Genomic DNA, 15,309 nt, shown 5'->3' with positions numbered 1-15,309 from the left:
CGGACAGAAGCATGGTTCTGTCCGGTCCTTGGAACGGCATAGCCGCAGTTCAGCGCATCGGCCCTGGTTTCCGCACCAATTCGGCCGGATGCTCAGGACCACCACCCGGCCCCGTCACGACACAGACAAGCCGCTGCGTCTAGGAGCCGCTGCCGACGTCGGACCGGACGGCGGAGGCCCAGTGGCCTGCGACCACGTATCCAACCGGCCCGAGACGGTCCGTTGTGCCCGTGGCCGCATCCGGCCACCCGCACGCCCTTGCCGGTAGTGGGGCACGGCCGGATACTCAAGGCCGCTGACGATCTTCACGGCGGATCCTCCTACGGAATGGGACGTGATCGCATGCCCGATGAAAGCACCAGCCAGGACCAAGCCAGAGCCGAGGCCGACGCCCTCGCCGCTTGGCAGGCCATTCCGTACTCCGTCTCCCACGAGGAGGCGCAGCGGATCTCCCGGGAGTATCTGGACAAGGCCCGCAAGGAATTCGAGGAGCAGGCCAGCCAGCTCCCCCAAGCCGACCAGGACAGGGCTCGCCAGCTCGAGACGCAGCTGAACGCCAACGGCATGCAGGTGTACGCCAACGCGAGATGGTGGGGCTTTGAGATCGTCCTCAACGCCGCAGCCGCCCAAGCCGCCGCCGAGATCTCGGAGCTGGTAGGGGAGATCGTGGCCAGGGCCATCCGGCCCAGGGCGCTCGGCCGGTTGATCGAGCTCTCCTTCCAGATCCGTTCTCTTATCATCCAGCGAGTCGGCAGGGACCACGGTTGTCGGCTGGTGTCGCCCTGGTTCGCCCCGGGGATGCTCCTCCCCATCTCTCTGGCCCCCAGGCAGGACACCTCGCTGTGGTGGACGGCCATGAACACCTTCCACAACTGGAGCGAGAACGAGAGGTTCCCCGGCCACCTGTCCAGGTCCAATCCGGCGCTGGCGGAGTTCCGCGGCAACCTGTACGCCGTGCACCGCGGGGACCGGGACGAATCGCTCTGGTGGACCGTCTACGACCCCGGCAGCAATGAGGGCTGGAGCGACAATATCGCCTTCCCCGCCCATCGCAGCGCCGACGGCCCTGCCCTGGCCGTTTACAACAACTTCCTGTACTGCGTGCACCGCGGTGGCGGCAACGACAGGCGCCTGTGGTGGACCCGCTTCGACGGCAACCGCTGGAGCCCCGACACCCCTATGAACGGCTTGACCAGCCGAGGCCCGGCCCTGGCGACCTTCAACGGCATGCTGTACTGCGTTTACAGGGACTCCAATAGCGATTGGATGTGGTGGACCCGCTTCGACGGCGCCAGCTGGAGCCGCGACACCGCCTTCCCTGCCCACGGCACCCGCTCCAACCCCGCCCTGGCCGTCTACAACGGCTCCTTGTACTGCATGCACCGCGGTGGCGGCAACGACGACAGCCTGTGGTGGACCCGCTTCGACGGCAACCACTGGAGCCCCGGCACCCAGCTGCCCAGCCACAGGAGCGCGGAGGGCCCCGCCCTGGCCGTTTACAACAACTTCCTGTACTGCGTGCACCGCGGTGGCGGCAACGACCAGAACCTGTGGTGGACCCGCTTCGGCGGCACCAGCTGGAGCCCCGACACCCGGCTGCCCGGCCACATGAGCGCCCAAGGCCCCGCCATCGTCTCCTACCGCGACCCCGACGGCACCGAAGACCAGCTCTTCTGCGTCCACCGCGGTCACGGGTAGAAGCCGCCACTGCCGCCCGCGAAAAGGCGTTCTTCGCCTTCCACGTCACCAGCGACGGCGAGCAGGTGATCTGGGACTGCGCCGTCAGCGACAACGACGCCGCACGCGCCCTGCTGGAGGAGTACTACCTCCTGCCCGACACCGCAGACCGGGGTCCCCGTGGTTTCGGCCGGAAGTCCAACGGATATGCCTCTGGCCTGCATGGACAACAGGGCTCAGGTCTGGCCTATCAGCCTGAGACCTCTGCATAAGCGCAGGTGAGAGGAGCATTTTGGTCAGCACCCGGACGCTGAGGTCCTCCTGTCACAACCGGGGCTGGGACTGGTCTCGGCGCTCGGGTGCTCGCAGAGTTCGGCGACGCCGAAGGCCGCTACGTCAGCGCCAAATCACGCAAGAACTACGCCGGCACCAGCCCGATCACCCGGGCATCCGGTAAGAAGAAGGTGATGCTCGCCCGCTATGTGCACAATGACCGGCTCATCGACGCCCTCGATTCCCAAGCCTTCACCGCCTTGACCGTCTCACCCGGTGCGCGCGCCTGCTACGACCGGCTCCGCGCCCGCGAGGTGGGGCACCGAGCAGCACTGCGCCAGGTCGCCAACCGGCTCGTTGGCATCCTGCACGGGTGCCTCAAAACCGGCACCCTCTACGACGAGACCACCGCCTGGCCACATCGCAACGAAGCCGCCGCTTGACACCCAAAGCCCTGGGATGTCTTTGGGCTGGGGCCACGTTCGGGAGCGGAGGGCCAGTACGGACGCGGCGCGATGGCGCCGACAGCTACCTCGCGTTCTTCACCGAGGACGCCGTCCTCGACGACCCCTCCATGGGCAGCCAGTTCCGACGCCATGCGGGCATCAAGAAGTACTTCGACGCCTACTTCATCGGCTACGACACCACGACCCGGCTCGTCAGCATCACCCCGCAGGAGGGCGGTTTCCACGTCGTCGTCGACTTCACCGGCAGCTTCCCCGGAGGCCGGACCGGCGGGATCTTCGACATCACCTTCGCCGGCGACAAGTTCGCGTTCGTGCAGGCCGACCTCATCTGACTGGCCCGGGCTGGCGCGCCAGTACAGCAGGTCGATGGGATCAGTCGAGTACGGACAGTGCTCGGTCCAGGACCTCCGCGAACGAATCTGCGTCATTCTCCAGCCACGCCTGCTGCGCAACCATCAGGCACCCGAACGCGGCGGCCGTCAGCACGCAGGGCGCGGGATCGTCCACCGCAAAGGGCCGGCCGGCCTCCACGGCACGCTCTCGAAGAATCGACACGACAGACTTCTGCACCTGGTGCTGACGCTTCAGGTAGCCCGCGAGGAGCACGGGCGTCTCGAAGATCAGCCGCTGCAGCGGCGCGGTCACGGCGTCCCTCCCCTGCGAATCGATGTGCGGCACCAGGAAGGCGAGCATCGCCCGCAGCGACTCCCAGGTCGACTCGCCGGCAGGACGGGCTCGCAGTCCGGCCAGCATTGCGCCAGCGAGCGCGTCGAACTTGCCGAGGACGAGATCCTCCTTGGTCTCGAAGTAGCGGAACACGCTCCGCTTCGACATGCCGATGGCGGCCGCGACGTCGTCGATCGTCGTCTCGTCGTAGCCCTGCTCGGCGAAGAGGGAGCCGGCGGACTCTGCGATCTCCCACTGCACGGCGTTGCGTGTGCGCTCTCGGAGGCCAGGGCTGCGATCGGTCATGAGTCCAGCGTACTGGTTGCACACATTTGGCGCTAGCTGTTAGCTTTGGCACGCAGTGACATTTTGGACAAGGGATGACGTCATGCAGAGAGTCGCACTCGTGACCGGGGCCTCCTCCGGCATCGGGGCAGCAGCCGCCCGGCGGCTGAAGGATGCGGGCTTCGTGGTCTACGCCGCCGCACGCCGCGTGGATCGCATGTCGTCACTCAAGGAGACGGGCATCGAGGTCCTGAGCCTCGATGTGACCGACGAGGCGTCCGTCTCGGCCGCGGTAAAGACGATTGCCGAGAGGTCTGGCCGCCTCGACGTCCTCGTCAACAACGCCGGCTACGGATCGTATGGCGCGATCGAGTGCACGCCGCTCGACGAGGCCCGCAACCAGTTCGAGGTCAATCTCTTCGGCCTGGCCCGGCTCACACAACTGCTGCTTCCGCTGATGCGGGAGCAGGGCGGCGGCACGATCATCAACGTGAGCTCGATGGGCGGCAAGCTCGTCTCGCCGCTGGGCGGCTGGTACCACGCGAGCAAGTACGCGGTCGAGGCCCTCAGCGACGCGCTGCGCATGGAGACGGCACCGTTCGGCATCCGCGTCGTCATCGTCGAGCCCGGATCGATCCGCACGCAGTGGGGCACCATCGCGGCCGATCATGTGCGGAGCTCCGCCCGCTCGACCCCGTACGAGGGCATGGCCGACCAGGTGGCGATGAACCTGGCCGCCAGTTCAGAGCCCACCGCGCGCACCGCGTCCGACCCCGACGTCGTCGGCCTGGCGATCGCACGAATCGCGCAGACGAGACGTCCGCGCACGCGCTACCGCGTCGGGCTCGGGGCCACGCCCATGGTGTTCCTGAGATGGCTGCTTCCCGACCGGGCGTTCGACTCCCTGGTCCGCCGCGCCTTCGGGGTGCACCGGATGACCGCACCGCCGCGCCCCGGCTCAGCGCAAGACACCCCAACCCGAGAGGACCACCCGTGACCAATGACCACTGGGACCCGGAGAACCTGCCCTCGCAAGCGGGAAAGACCTTCGTCGTCACCGGCGGAAACGCCGGCATCGGCTACTTCATCAGCGAGCAACTCGCCGGAGCCGGCGCGAGGATCATCCTCGCCTCTCGCTCCGAACAGAAGGCGGAGGTCGCTGCGGCATCGATCCGCAAGTACGCGCCCGGCGCGACGGTCGACTTCGTGCGCCTGGACCTCACGTCCTTGGCGTCGATCCGGGACGCGGCCGGAGCAATCCAGAAGCTCGGCCCGATCGACGGGCTCATCAACAACGCGGGCATCACCACCGGGGGACGCGAGCGGAAGGTCACCCAGGACGGGCTGGAACTCATCATCGGCGCGAACGCGTTCGGCCCGTTCGCACTGACCGCGCTCGCGCTGCAGGCGCTCGCCCCGCACGGCCGGGTCATCAGCCAGACCAGTCAGGCGACGCAGGTGGTCAAGCTCGATCCCGGGAACCTGCAGAGCGAGCACGGGACGTTCAGCTTCTTCCGCGCCTACGGGTACTCCAAGCACGCCGTGCTCGCGTTCGCGTTCGAGCTGCAGCGCCGGCTGACGGCCGCGGACAGCACGGTCGAGTCGCTGCTCGCGCACCCGGGGATCGCGATCGACCTGAAGTCGCCTCGCCGGCCCGGCATCATCGACAGAGGCCGCCCCTCCGACTACATCACGGCGCTCTACGCCCAGGGCAAGGACCGCGGCGCGTGGCCCGCGGTGCGCGCCGCGACCGATCCGAATGCCACCGGCGGCGATTACTACGGCCCGCGACGCCGCGTCGCCGGCCCGGCGGTCCGGATCGAGGCCACGGCCCCCAGCGCGAACGAGGAGTTCGGAGAAGAGTTCTGGCGTCAGGCGGAGGACGCCACGGGAATCGCGTTCGACCTCCGAGCCTGACGGCTCACGTTACGCAGGAGGGGGAGCCGCCGGAATACGGCAGAAAGACACCGCGCCGGGCGGCTGACCGGACAGAACCTGAACTCCGTCTGGTCAGCGCAACCTCATCACCGCAGGCCAACGCACTAACGACGGTTTGTTCAGCATTCCGGCCCCATCCGTCGTACTGCGGACCGCCGCCGAAACCCCGCAGTCAGCCCTGCCGCCTGACCTGCGGTTTCAGGCGGGCGCGGCACCTTTCTGCCGTATTCCGGCCGCACCCGCACAGGGAGCGCCCCCGCAGCACGCTGCGAAGGCCGATGTCGGCCGGTCGTGAGGCCAGCGGTAGCCAGTCCTATGCATCAACCTGACTGCAGGTGGCCTTCAGCACAGGCGCGCCACCGCTCGGGAGCGTCGCCTGCGGCGACTGCAGAGCGTCCAAGTGTCCGGGACGTTCTGCAGTCGCCGCGGCTATCCGGGGTGGCCTGCAAGATCGGCGCCCCCGCTATCGCCGACGGCTTACTCGATCCAAATTTTGTCCATCCTCACCCCGCCGGGGTGGTTCGGGAAGCTGTAGGTCGTCCACTTGTCGATTATGTAGGCGGGCTGCCACTTGCCGTCCCCGAACCACTGAACGCGATTGTTGCCCGTCTTGATCTCGTGAAGCCAGGTGTCGCCACCGAAAGTGGCAGTTCCGGCGTTCGCAAAACATAGGTCACGCTTGCCATGGGTCGAAGTGTGGTACGTGACCTTCAACAGGTCGGTCCGGTTGCCGCAGGCGAGTGGAGTGATCGCGTGTGCGGCCGGTGCGGTGACGGCGAGTACGGACGTCGCCAGAACGGACGTCAGTGCCGTCAGGAATACCTGCTTGGTGATTTTTTTCATGCATTTCCCCTTTTGTTGTCGCGGGCTCAGGTAGTGGAAACGTCTACTACCTTTTGCGTGCGGTGCTCGTGGTTGTCCTCGCTCGAAGAGCGGGCGAGTACCGCCACGGTAGGAGCCTGCGCGAGGGGGGTGCTTCTGTCGGTCGACTTAATCCGGCCGATTAAGTCGGCTCGCCTGCGGTGCCGGGGTCATCCAGCGCGTCGCGGATCTGGGCGCGGGAGGTGATGCCCAGCTTGGGGAAGATCCGATACAGGTGGGCGCCGATCGTGCGCGGGGACAGGAACATGTGCTCGGCGATCTGGCGGTTGCTCAGTCCCTGGGCGGCCAGCCGGGCGATGCGCATCTCCTGACCGCTCAGCTCCGCCAGGGTGGAGGGGGCGGGGTCGGCGCGCTGCACCCCGGCCGCCCGCAGCTCGTCGCGGGCCCGCTCGGCCCACCGCGCGGCGGACAGCCGTTCGAAGACCTCCAACGCGCCGATCAGATGCGGCCGGGCGTGCACGGGCCGGCGTCGGCGGCGCAGCCACCGCCCGTAGTCCAAGCAGACCATGGCCCGCTCGAACGGCCACCGCCCGCACGCCAGATCCTCCAGCGCGCTGCGGAAGTGCTCCTCGGCCTCCGCCGGCTCCGCCGCGAGCAGGGCGCGCGCGTGGTGGAGCAGCATCCGCAGGCGGGGGGTGCCGCCGTTGTCCACGATGGCGGCCACGGTCTTGGCCGACCTGGCGGCGTGCTCGCGGTGGCTGTCCTGGCCGGTGCGCACCGCGGCGGCGGCCAGGTCGGCCACCGCGTACGGCGACAGCAGGAAGTGGACCGGCTCGCCGTCGGCGTCGAACACCTGGCGCAGGTGCTCATAGGCGGCGGCCGGATCGCCGGCGTCCGCCTCCACCATGGCCAGTGCACGGTGCGCCCGCACGCTCAACACCCCGACCTCTGCGTAGCCCGCCTCCAGCGCGGCGGCCAGCAGGGGCCGGGCCGCCGCCTGTCCGCGCAGGGCGGCGAGGGTGCCCAGCAGGACGCGGCTCAGTGCGAGGTTCAGCCCTGGATCCAGTTCCGTGGCCAGCTCGGCCGCCAGGTCGGCGGCTTCTCGCGCCTGATCCCACAGGCCCGCGTCCAGGCACGCGCAGGTGTGGTAGAAGATGACGATGCCGAGGCGGCGCGGCGCACCGCCGCCCGCTGGGGCGGGAGGTTCGGCGAGCAGGCGCAGCGCCTGGTCGGTCCGGTCGGTGAACAGCGCGAGCGTCCCGGCCATCATCCGCCGCATCAGGTCCCGGTCGAAGTGCCGGACGGTGTGCGCGATGACCGCCTCGGCGAGGTCTTGCTGAGTGAGCGGATCGGGCAGGATCCGCGCCCAGACCTCCTGCACGTCGGCGGGGTCCGTCGGCGTGGGCAGGACGGCGGTCAGGCGCAGCACCCGCCGGCGGTGCTCGGCCGTGCCCGATGACAGCAGCGCACTGGCCGCCGTGATCAGCGCCCATCGCTCGCTCACCGAACGACCACCTGCCAGCTGATCGGCCAGCGGGATCAATATGTCCAGGGCTGCGCTCTGCCGTCCTTGATCCGTCAGCGCGCAGCTCTTGACCAAGAGCGCCGACGCCCGCACCGCCGGGTCGTCACTGAGACAGATCGCTTGCTCACTCAGATTGAGCATGTGCTCGATCAGATCGTTCAGCCATGCGTGCTGGGCGGCGATCAGTAATCGCTGCGCCTTGAGCGCGGGATCGGGGGTGTTGCCCGCCGAGCGCTCCATGGCCGCCAGCGCCTCCACCGTGGCCCCGCGCGCAAGCGCCCGCTCAGCGGTCGCCAGCAGCTCATCGGCCAGCTCCCCGTCGGGGGTGACAGCCGCGGCCGCGCGGTGCCAGACGCGCCGGTCGGGATCGGCGGTGACGGCGGCCAGCGCCAGGTGAGCGGCCCGCCGGTCAGCGAACGAGGCGGCCTGGCCGACCGCCGAGCGCAGCAGCGGATGCCGGAAGACGATCCTGGCCCCGTCCCCGGTGCTCTCCACCCGGATCAGGCCCTGCTGCTCGGCGGGCGTCAGAGCCTCCAAGCCGAGCCCATTGCCGGCATCCAGGAGGACCTGGACGTTCACATTGCCGGCCAGCGCCGCCAGCAGCAGCAGGCGCATGCTCTCGCGCGGCAGCGCCGCCAGCTGGGAGGCGTACAAACGTCCGAGCCGCTCACCCGCCGGCAGTGTCCGCATCGGCCACGATGCCGGATCGGCGGCCTCGCCCGCTGCCTTGGCCAGCTCGATGATCGCCAGTGGGTTGCCCGCGGCCTCGGCCAGAACGCGCTCGCGCAGATGCACCCCAGGGGCGCCCGGCTGACGGGCCAGCAACCGCCGCGCCGCCTGCGGCACCAGCGGCCCGACCTCGACCACCTCCAGCCCGCGCTCCCACCCGGGCGGCGGCACCTCACCGCGAGCCGCGCCCACGACGGCGATCGGTTCACCGGCAAGGCGGCGGGCCACGAAACCCAGCACCGTCAGCGACGCCCGGTCCAGCCAGTGCGCGTCATCCGCCACCACCAGCAGCGGCGTGCGCGCGGCGACCTCCGACAGCAGGTTCAGCACCGCCATGGCCACGGCGAACCGCCGCGGCCGCTCCGGCCGCGCGAGGGGGGAGAACACGGCGTCCAGCACGGCCGCCGTCCCGCCGCCGAGATCACGGGCGGCATCCAGCACCGGATGCAGCACCTGGTGCAGGCCCGCGAACGGCAGATCGCTCTCACTGCGGTCCCCGGCCGCGTACAGCACCCGCCGACCGGCCCGCACCGCCTCACCACCGACCGCCCGCAGCAACGCGCTCTTGCCGACACCCGCCGCCCCCAGCACGACCACCGCCCGGGGCCCGCCGTCCAGGGTCAGCAGGCCCGCCAGCCGGCCCTGTTCGCGTTCTCTCCCAATGATCGCCTCGCCGTCCCGGGGCTCTTCGGCCACGTCGCTCCCCCTCGCCCTTCCCAGCAGGTCTGCCCCGCGTGCACGGATGGTCTCCGGTATCACGCTGTGGAGACCTGTCGGCCGAGTACCATGACGACCTCCTGCGGCTGACACGCTCGCATTGATCAACGCCGCCGCATACGGCCTCCTCAACACCGCGACCACTTTAACGATCAACATTCAGCGCGGCGGTTCTTTCGCCCGTTATGCAGCTTTTGGTGCTCTGCTCGGGCTTCTCGGCCCACCGCTCGGGTCCATGCCGCTGTTCTTGCCGGTGGGGATGACCGGCTTGGCCGCGATCTCGGGCACCGCCCACCGCGTTCCCGCAGTGCGCGCGCGTAGGCGATCATGTCGTCGTCGAACACCTTGGGCCGCCGCGGCGGCCGCGTTCACTCGCCGAGTCCTGGCCCTCCAGTGACTTCTCGCGGATGTGCTCACGTTCGGATTCGACCATGCCGACGAAACGCGAACAGCGCGACGCCGTGCCCGAAGGGGTCGTAGAGGCCCTGGAGCGGGCCGGTTTCGAGTTCGATGTCGTGATGGCGCAGCTGCTCGGCGATGGTGAGCAGTTCGGCGGCGCCGCAGCCGAGGCGTTTCAACTCGTGCACGGTGAGGATCACCCGCTGGTACGGCACCGCCGTCTTGATCGTGCGGGCGTGGCCCATCGCCTTGGTGAACTGCGGCCGCACTTTGACGCGGGTGCTGATCTTCTCAGAGAAGACCGGGTCGCAGCCCGCCTCGTCCAATGCGTTGAGCTGGCTCTGGAGCTCCTGCTGGGCGGTGGAGCAGCGGGCGTAACCCACCCTGGTCGGCTTCGCCGCGGCGCCGATCGCCGGTGTGATCGCGGCTCGCGGAATTACTCATTTCTGAGAACCAGCCGAGCCACTGGGCGGCGGGAGCGGCGACCGGTGGATGTGGTGCAGTCCCAGCGGTGCAGGCGGGGGCAGGGGTTCGGTCTGGTCGGCCCGGAAGGAGTGCAGGAGGTAGGCGACCAGACGCCGGGACGCGGCCAGCGAGACCTGCTGCGACTCTCCGACGACGCCGCCGTTGGCCAGGAGCAGGAGCGTGATGTCGGTGCGGTCGAAGTCCTCTCGCAGTCGCCCCACGTCTTTGGCGCGCCGCACCAGCCGGGCGAGGTCGTTCTCGACGCGGGCACGTGCGCGTTCGTAGTCGACGGCGTCGGGGAACCGGGAGAGGAACGCGGCCGTGAAGCCGCGGTCGGTGGCCTGCATGGTGCACACCTTCTCAATGAACGAGCAGAACCCGTGCCAGGGGTCGGGGTCTTCCAGTGCCTCGTCGAGGACGGCGGCGCAGCGGGCGAACTGTTCGGCGAAGGCTTCGGTGACGAGAGAGGCGCGGGTGGGGAAGCGCCGGTAGAGGGTGGCGGCGCCGACTCCGGCGCGGCGGGCGATCGTGGTGAGGGGTACGTCGATTCCCTGGGTCGTGAATGCCTCGCGGGCGGCTTCGAGGATGCGCCTGCGATTGTGCCGGGCGTCGGCGCGCAGCCCTGCACCGGCGGCGGGCGGCCGGGGATCATCGGTGGAAGCAGGTGGTCGGCCTGGTTTCCGAGAGGGCTGAGCAGGCATGTCTCTCAGTTTAACTCAAGTGGAAGGTGTCGCCCGTTTACGGCGTTAGCGTGGGCGTGCGAGCGGACAGATCCCTTCCGCTCACGGCTCCCGAGACAGAGACAGGACGACGCCGTGAATGAGATGCGCGCAGCCCTCTACGACAGGTACGGCCCTCCGGAGGTGCTGTACGAGGGCAGGGTTCCGGTGCCGGAAGTCCGGCCTGGTGAGGTGCTGGTCCGCGTCCACGCGGCCAGCGTCAACGGCGGCGAACTGGCAGGCCGGGCCGGGAAGCTGCGCCTGGTGACGGGGCGCCGCTTCCCGCAGCGCGCCGGGATCGACTTCGTCGGTGAGATCGTCGAGGTCGGCTCCTCGGTGCCCGGTATCCGGGAGGGGGAGCGGGTGTGGGGGTTTCTGGGGCGGACGACCTTCGGCAGCGCGGCGGAGTACGTGGCCGTCCGCCCCCGGCAGATGGCTCCTGCCCCGGGCAATCTCAGTGCGGTGCAGGCTGTCTCCTTGCTGGGGGGCGGAACGACCTCGATCACCGCTCTGCGTGACAAGGCGCGTCTCAGGCCCGGCGAGCGTCTCCTGGTGCGCGGGGGCAGTGGCGGTGTCGGCAGCGTCGCGGTCCAGATCGGCAAGCTCTTCGGCGCTCACGTCACCGCCCTCGCGAGCCCGAAGAACCTCGACTTCGTTCGCGGCCTGGGCGCAGATGAGGTCCTCGACCACACGACGACCCATCCGTCCGGACTGGGCGTGTTCGACGTCGTCATGGACACCGTCGGCACTCAGCACCCCGCCTACCGTCGGCTGCTGGCTCCGGGGGGACGCATGGTAGCCATCGCCTTCGATGTCGAGAACCTCCTCACAAGCGTCTCCTATCTGCTCGGCTCCACCGTCCACGGCTCCCGACGGGTGCGTTTCTTCAGCGGCAACCCACGGCACGAGTTGTTCGCCGAACTGACCCGGTACGCACAGAACGGCGATATCCATCCGGTCGTGGACACTGTTCACCCCCTCGCTTCCATCGCCGCCGCGCATCGCGCCCTGGAGGCCGGCGGCGTCCGCGGAAAGCACGTCATCCAGATCGTGTGACCGGCGGGGATATCAGCGGATCGCCGCACCGATCAGCTTCAACACCCGGTCCGTACCGGCCGTGGCATTCAACCGGGCAGCTCTCCTCGTCTCATCCGCCGACGGGACCCTACGTGAGATCACCGTCGATCCCGACACCGCCACCGCCATGATCTGCCGCCGGGACGGCGGCCTGTCCCCGACCGAGTGGCAACAACACATCCCGGAACCGGCCTATCAAGAGACCTGCCACTGACGACATCCCGCGAGAAACCGCGGCCGTGATCAGGCCGGAGACGGTAACCATCTTGCTGTCTGACCTGGACCTGTACTACGCGCCGTTCGGCAAGAAGACGGTTCTGGACTGCTCCAGCGAGACAACACCGACGTGGAACCGCCCAGTGCGCACGGGGACGAGGCCGGCGGAGAGCAGCAACAGGCTCCGGAAACCGACTCCAGCACCAGCGAGACAGCCGATGAGGACGGCGGCACGCGAGCAGAGTCGGCACTCACGAGGGTCTGGCCGCTGCCCGAGCCCGCGGTCGCACCGGTGGCCGCCCCACCGTCGTCGGCGCCGAGTTGTTGAAAGCAGCCCGTGATCTGCTGCCCGACCCGCAGCGGTCGGTCATCTCGATCGCCAAGCTGCTGGGTGTCAGCGTGGGGACGCTGTACAACCACATCCCCGACCTGCAGGAGTTGCGGGCCGCCCTGTCTCGTCCGGCACCCAGCGCCTGACCCTGGAAAATCCGGCAAGCCCCATGGCCTCCGCCGTATGTCACGGTCGCCGACGCTCTGTTCCGAAGCTTCCACGTGCGGAAACAGGCTGACGAGAGGCTATGAGCGAAAAGTCACGGTAAGCCGTTCAACCATGCTCCGCTAACGGGACTTTTCATTCCGATGCTCGTCATATCCCGACACCTTCCACTTTTAGAACGCACGCCTCACACGGCGGCAGGCCAGTGCGGCTGCCGCGTGATCGACAACCGCGAGGTCTGCGGTGTCCGGTGCAACGACCATCAAGCACCAAACACCGCAGCCTTTCTCCGGCTTTTCGGTTGCTGCCATCAGGCGAAGACGGTCAGCCGGTCCGGATGGCGCACGCATCGGCGCGAGCAGAGGCAGGGCCCCCAATCAGGACCTGGCCGAGCTGATTCTCCGCTTGAACCGGATGCCATGCGGGTGAACGGCCTGCTTCCGGGATGGAGTGTCAAGGAGATCTCCAGCGTGATCGATGTCCGCACTGAGGCACGGTTGATCAGACGGGAAATACGCGGGCAAAGTCCGCCTCGGAATGACCGGGCTCACGTGTTGTTTCCGCGACAGAGACTGGAGGAGCGCTCGTCAAGGCGTCGCCTTTACCCTGGAGCGCTACCGTTACGGTGACGGCAAAGCGGCCTTCCGGCCTGCGAAAACGGCAGCCCGCCTCAATCGACTGACTGGTAGGCAAAGTACATGAAGCGCCCGGTGCGTGGAGGCACACGCGCCAGGTCTGGCGGGCCGGGGAAAGCAGCTGTGAGCCATCACAGCAACCCCCGGCTCGCCTCAGGTTCCGGTGATGTCACCGGTTCGATGGGTCAGTGACGGGGTGCCAGCCAGTCCGGCAGTGGGGCGAACGGCGCGGGCCGGTCAGCCGCATCGGGCGGCGCCACCGGTACAGCCGGGCACCGGGTTCCTCGCGCGGGCAGCCTCAGCGAGATCAGGTAGGCGTCGACGGCGGCCGTGACACAGTCGCCACGGCCATAGGCGCCGTGCCCCCACCCTTCATAGGTGAGCAGCCGCGCCTTCTTTCCGATCTGGGCGGCGACGTTGAGCGCCCAGGCGTAGCCGGTGGCCGGGTCGTGCAGCCCGTTGACGATCAGCAGCGGCGGGCCGCCCTTCACCCGCAGGCGATGCTGCGGGTTCGGGATCGGATCCGGTTCACTCAGGCACAGGGCGGTGAGCGTCAGGCTGGTCGGGACGATCCCCATGTCCGGTGCGATGGCCTTGGCGCGGCGGAGGTGTTTGGTGTACTCGCGGTAGTCGCGGATCGGCCAGCGAAAATCCTCACAGAAGATCTGGAGGGGGTAGGACACCTCCAGCTCGGCGGCCGCAGGAGCCTGCCGCGAGTCCGCCGTCTCACTCAGCAGCCAGCCTGCGGAGGCGGGCGGCTCCTGGGCGCCCGCATCCAGGGCGACGAGCAGTTCGGCCAGTTCGTACCACGTGGGTACGTAGCCCGCCCGGAAGACGTAGCGGATCACGTCCTGTCTGGTGAGCGACCTGGCAGGGGTGCCGGGGGCGCGGATCTCGCCGCGGTCGGCACGCTCCAGCAGGCGAGCCCAGAACGCGCGCACGTTCGTGCCGTGCAGCGCGCATCGGGTCTCCCCGTCGCACCACTTGACGAACTCGTCGAAACTGTCCTGGGCGAACGTGGCCCAGCTGTAGAGGTAGGGGCCGGTGCTCAGGCTGTGGTCCAGGTTGCTGTCCAGGGCGAGGGCGCGGATCCGGTGGGGAAACAATTCCGCGTACATCTGGCCGACCAGCGTGCCGTAGGAGAGGCCGTAGTAGGTGACCTTCTCCTCGCCGAGCGCTTCGCGGATCGCGTCGATGTCGCGGGCCGCGCTCACGCTGTCGACATGGTCGAAGACCGGCCCTGTCCGGGCGCGGCAGTCGGCGCGCAACCGCTTGCCGTAGTCGAGCCAGGCGTCGAACTCCGCCTGACTTTTGATGAGCGGGTCGGGGAACTGGGACAGCAGCTGGGCCGAGCATGCGATGCGCCCGCTGTCCTCTACGCCGCGGGGGTCGAACCCTACGATGTCGAACCGGCGCTTGAGCTCCGGGCTGAAGTTGTTCAGGGAAATCGCGTAGCTGACCCCGGAGGAACCTGGGCCGCCGGGATGCAGCAGCAGCGAGCCGATCCTGGCCGCAGGGTCGGTGGCCTTGAGCCTGGCCACGGCCAGGTCGATGGTCGGCCCGCCAGGGTCGTTCCAGTCCACCGGTACGGCGAGTTTGCCGCACTCGGCGGAGGGGTTTCGCGGGCACGGTGTCCAGGTGATCGTCGCGACCGGCGCCGCTGGAGCCGCAGGCGTGGCCTCGGCGGGCATAAGGGGGGACAACGTCATGAGAGCCATCAGGGTGACGGTGAGCAGTGAAACGATTCTACGCACGCGATCTCCAATCACAGGCGTATGCCGATGTCCTCGACCTCCCGATTCTTGACCGGTCAATATTCCGCGACCATGGTTAAGAATGACGAGAAACGTTATTTCATTTATAGATTTCGCTCTCAGGGCCAGCGCAACTCTGAGACCGTGGCCACCTTTGGCGGTCGGTCATCAGATCACTCGTGGATGCGTTCCTTCAACAACTGCTGCACGAGGGGCTGTGGGAGTCGTTCCAGCGGGTGCTTCCTTTGCTTCTGCCTGGCCGCAAAGCGGCAGGTGACGCCCGGCGGGAAACGGCTCATCCCACGGCCATCATCTGCATGGTGGCTATGACGGTGTGTGGGAACACCATGTGAGTGAGCTTCCCCCGTTTTTCCGGAGGCTTTGGATCATGGTCCACGGATCATGGGAAAGGTCTCGATCATGGGGAAGCGGAAGTACCCGCTGGAACT

Annotated in this window: 12 protein-coding genes and 1 pseudogene; 7 read left to right on the top strand and 6 right to left on the bottom strand. The window is 68.4% G+C overall.

The genetic code is table 11. The features are described 5' to 3' along the window. The first annotated feature begins 342 nt into the window (after positions 1-342). The 3 genes and pseudogenes from AB0N02_RS29230 to AB0N02_RS29220 all read left to right on the top strand — a co-directional run bounded on the left by AB0N02_RS29230 (position 343) and on the right by AB0N02_RS29220 (position 2,749). Positions 343-1,698, top strand: coding sequence for a hypothetical protein (locus AB0N02_RS29230; RefSeq protein WP_363952947.1), 1,356 nt, complete (start codon positions 343-345; stop codon positions 1,696-1,698). Positions 1,699-1,965: 267 nt separating this feature from the next. Beyond that, positions 1,966-2,393 (top strand): annotated as a pseudogene (locus tag AB0N02_RS29225) (transposase); the annotation flags it as partial. Next, on the top strand, positions 2,390-2,749 hold the full coding sequence (locus tag AB0N02_RS29220) for a nuclear transport factor 2 family protein (protein WP_363952945.1): 360 nt from the start codon (positions 2,390-2,392) through the stop codon (positions 2,747-2,749). The pseudogene AB0N02_RS29225 and the gene AB0N02_RS29220, both read left to right, overlap by 4 nt. Positions 2,750-2,789: 40 nt before the next feature. Here AB0N02_RS29220 and AB0N02_RS29215 read toward each other — a convergent pair whose 3' ends face one another. Continuing rightward, positions 2,790-3,389 (bottom strand): TetR/AcrR family transcriptional regulator, encoded by a 600-nt coding sequence (locus tag AB0N02_RS29215; RefSeq protein ID WP_363952943.1) that lies wholly within the window; start codon positions 3,387-3,389, stop codon positions 2,790-2,792. Positions 3,390-3,471: 82 nt separating this feature from the next. Between AB0N02_RS29215 and AB0N02_RS29210 the strand changes: the two genes are divergently transcribed. Then, positions 3,472-4,365: an oxidoreductase gene (locus tag AB0N02_RS29210; protein ID WP_363952941.1), complete on the top strand. Its 894-nt coding sequence runs from the start codon at positions 3,472-3,474 to the stop codon at positions 4,363-4,365. Next, complete coding sequence (locus tag AB0N02_RS29205; RefSeq protein WP_363952939.1) at positions 4,362-5,285, top strand: SDR family NAD(P)-dependent oxidoreductase; 924 nt, start codon at positions 4,362-4,364, stop codon at positions 5,283-5,285. The genes AB0N02_RS29210 and AB0N02_RS29205 overlap by 4 nt, the downstream gene beginning before the upstream one ends. A gap of 498 nt (positions 5,286-5,783) precedes the next feature. Here the strand turns inward: AB0N02_RS29205 and AB0N02_RS29200 are convergent, their stop codons facing one another. The 4 genes from AB0N02_RS29200 to AB0N02_RS29185 form a co-directional block, all read right to left on the bottom strand. Next, a complete protein-coding gene (locus AB0N02_RS29200; RefSeq protein WP_363952937.1) occupies positions 5,784-6,149 on the bottom strand; it encodes a beta/gamma crystallin domain-containing protein in 366 nt (121 codons plus the stop codon). 160 nt (positions 6,150-6,309) lie between these two features. Beyond that, a complete protein-coding gene (locus AB0N02_RS29195; RefSeq protein WP_363952935.1) occupies positions 6,310-9,078 on the bottom strand; it encodes an AAA family ATPase in 2,769 nt (922 codons plus the stop codon). 434 nt (positions 9,079-9,512) lie between these two features. After that, the gene (locus tag AB0N02_RS29190; RefSeq protein ID WP_363952933.1) at positions 9,513-9,881 is read right to left on the bottom strand and encodes a recombinase family protein; all 369 of its coding nucleotides are present in this window, start codon (positions 9,879-9,881) and stop codon (positions 9,513-9,515) included. 57 nt (positions 9,882-9,938) lie between these two features. Next, positions 9,939-10,664: a TetR/AcrR family transcriptional regulator gene (locus AB0N02_RS29185; protein ID WP_363952931.1), complete on the bottom strand. Its 726-nt coding sequence runs from the start codon at positions 10,662-10,664 to the stop codon at positions 9,939-9,941. A 123-nt stretch (positions 10,665-10,787) separates the two neighbouring features. Between AB0N02_RS29185 and AB0N02_RS29180 the strand changes: the two genes are divergently transcribed. Both AB0N02_RS29180 and AB0N02_RS29175 read left to right on the top strand, forming a co-directional pair. Further along, positions 10,788-11,738, top strand: coding sequence for an NAD(P)-dependent alcohol dehydrogenase (locus tag AB0N02_RS29180; RefSeq protein ID WP_363953257.1), 951 nt, complete (start codon positions 10,788-10,790; stop codon positions 11,736-11,738). 558 nt (positions 11,739-12,296) lie between these two features. Further along, on the top strand, positions 12,297-12,452 hold the full coding sequence (locus tag AB0N02_RS29175) for a Hin recombinase (protein ID WP_363952929.1): 156 nt from the start codon (positions 12,297-12,299) through the stop codon (positions 12,450-12,452). 839 nt (positions 12,453-13,291) lie between these two features. On the opposite strand, the gene AB0N02_RS29170 is transcribed toward AB0N02_RS29175, so the two are convergent. Further along, positions 13,292-14,860 carry an alpha/beta hydrolase gene (locus tag AB0N02_RS29170; RefSeq protein ID WP_363952927.1) on the bottom strand — a complete coding sequence of 523 codons (1,569 nt, stop codon included), beginning with the start codon at positions 14,858-14,860 and terminating at the stop codon, positions 13,292-13,294. Positions 14,861-15,309 lie beyond the last annotated feature (449 nt).

This window comes from Streptosporangium sp. NPDC051022 (assembly GCF_040683035.1).
Taxonomy (GTDB): domain Bacteria; phylum Actinomycetota; class Actinomycetes; order Streptosporangiales; family Streptosporangiaceae; genus Streptosporangium.
This window is presented reverse-complemented; position numbering and strand designations above follow the sequence as displayed.

Bases quoted from the DNA above. Each gene is read 5' to 3' on its own strand.
- AB0N02_RS29185 (WP_363952931.1), bottom strand. From the start codon at position 10,664: ATGCCTGCTCAGCCCTCTCGGAAACCAGGCCGACCACCTGCTTCCACC.
- AB0N02_RS29210 (WP_363952941.1), top strand. From the start codon at position 3,472: ATGCAGAGAGTCGCACTCGTGACCGGGGCCTCCTCCGGCATCGGGGCA.
- AB0N02_RS29230 (WP_363952947.1), top strand. From the start codon at position 343: ATGCCCGATGAAAGCACCAGCCAGGACCAAGCCAGAGCCGAGGCCGAC.
- AB0N02_RS29215 (WP_363952943.1), bottom strand. From the start codon at position 3,389: ATGACCGATCGCAGCCCTGGCCTCCGAGAGCGCACACGCAACGCCGTG.
- AB0N02_RS29200 (WP_363952937.1), bottom strand. From the start codon at position 6,149: ATGAAAAAAATCACCAAGCAGGTATTCCTGACGGCACTGACGTCCGTT.
- AB0N02_RS29180 (WP_363953257.1), top strand. From the start codon at position 10,788: ATGCGCGCAGCCCTCTACGACAGGTACGGCCCTCCGGAGGTGCTGTAC.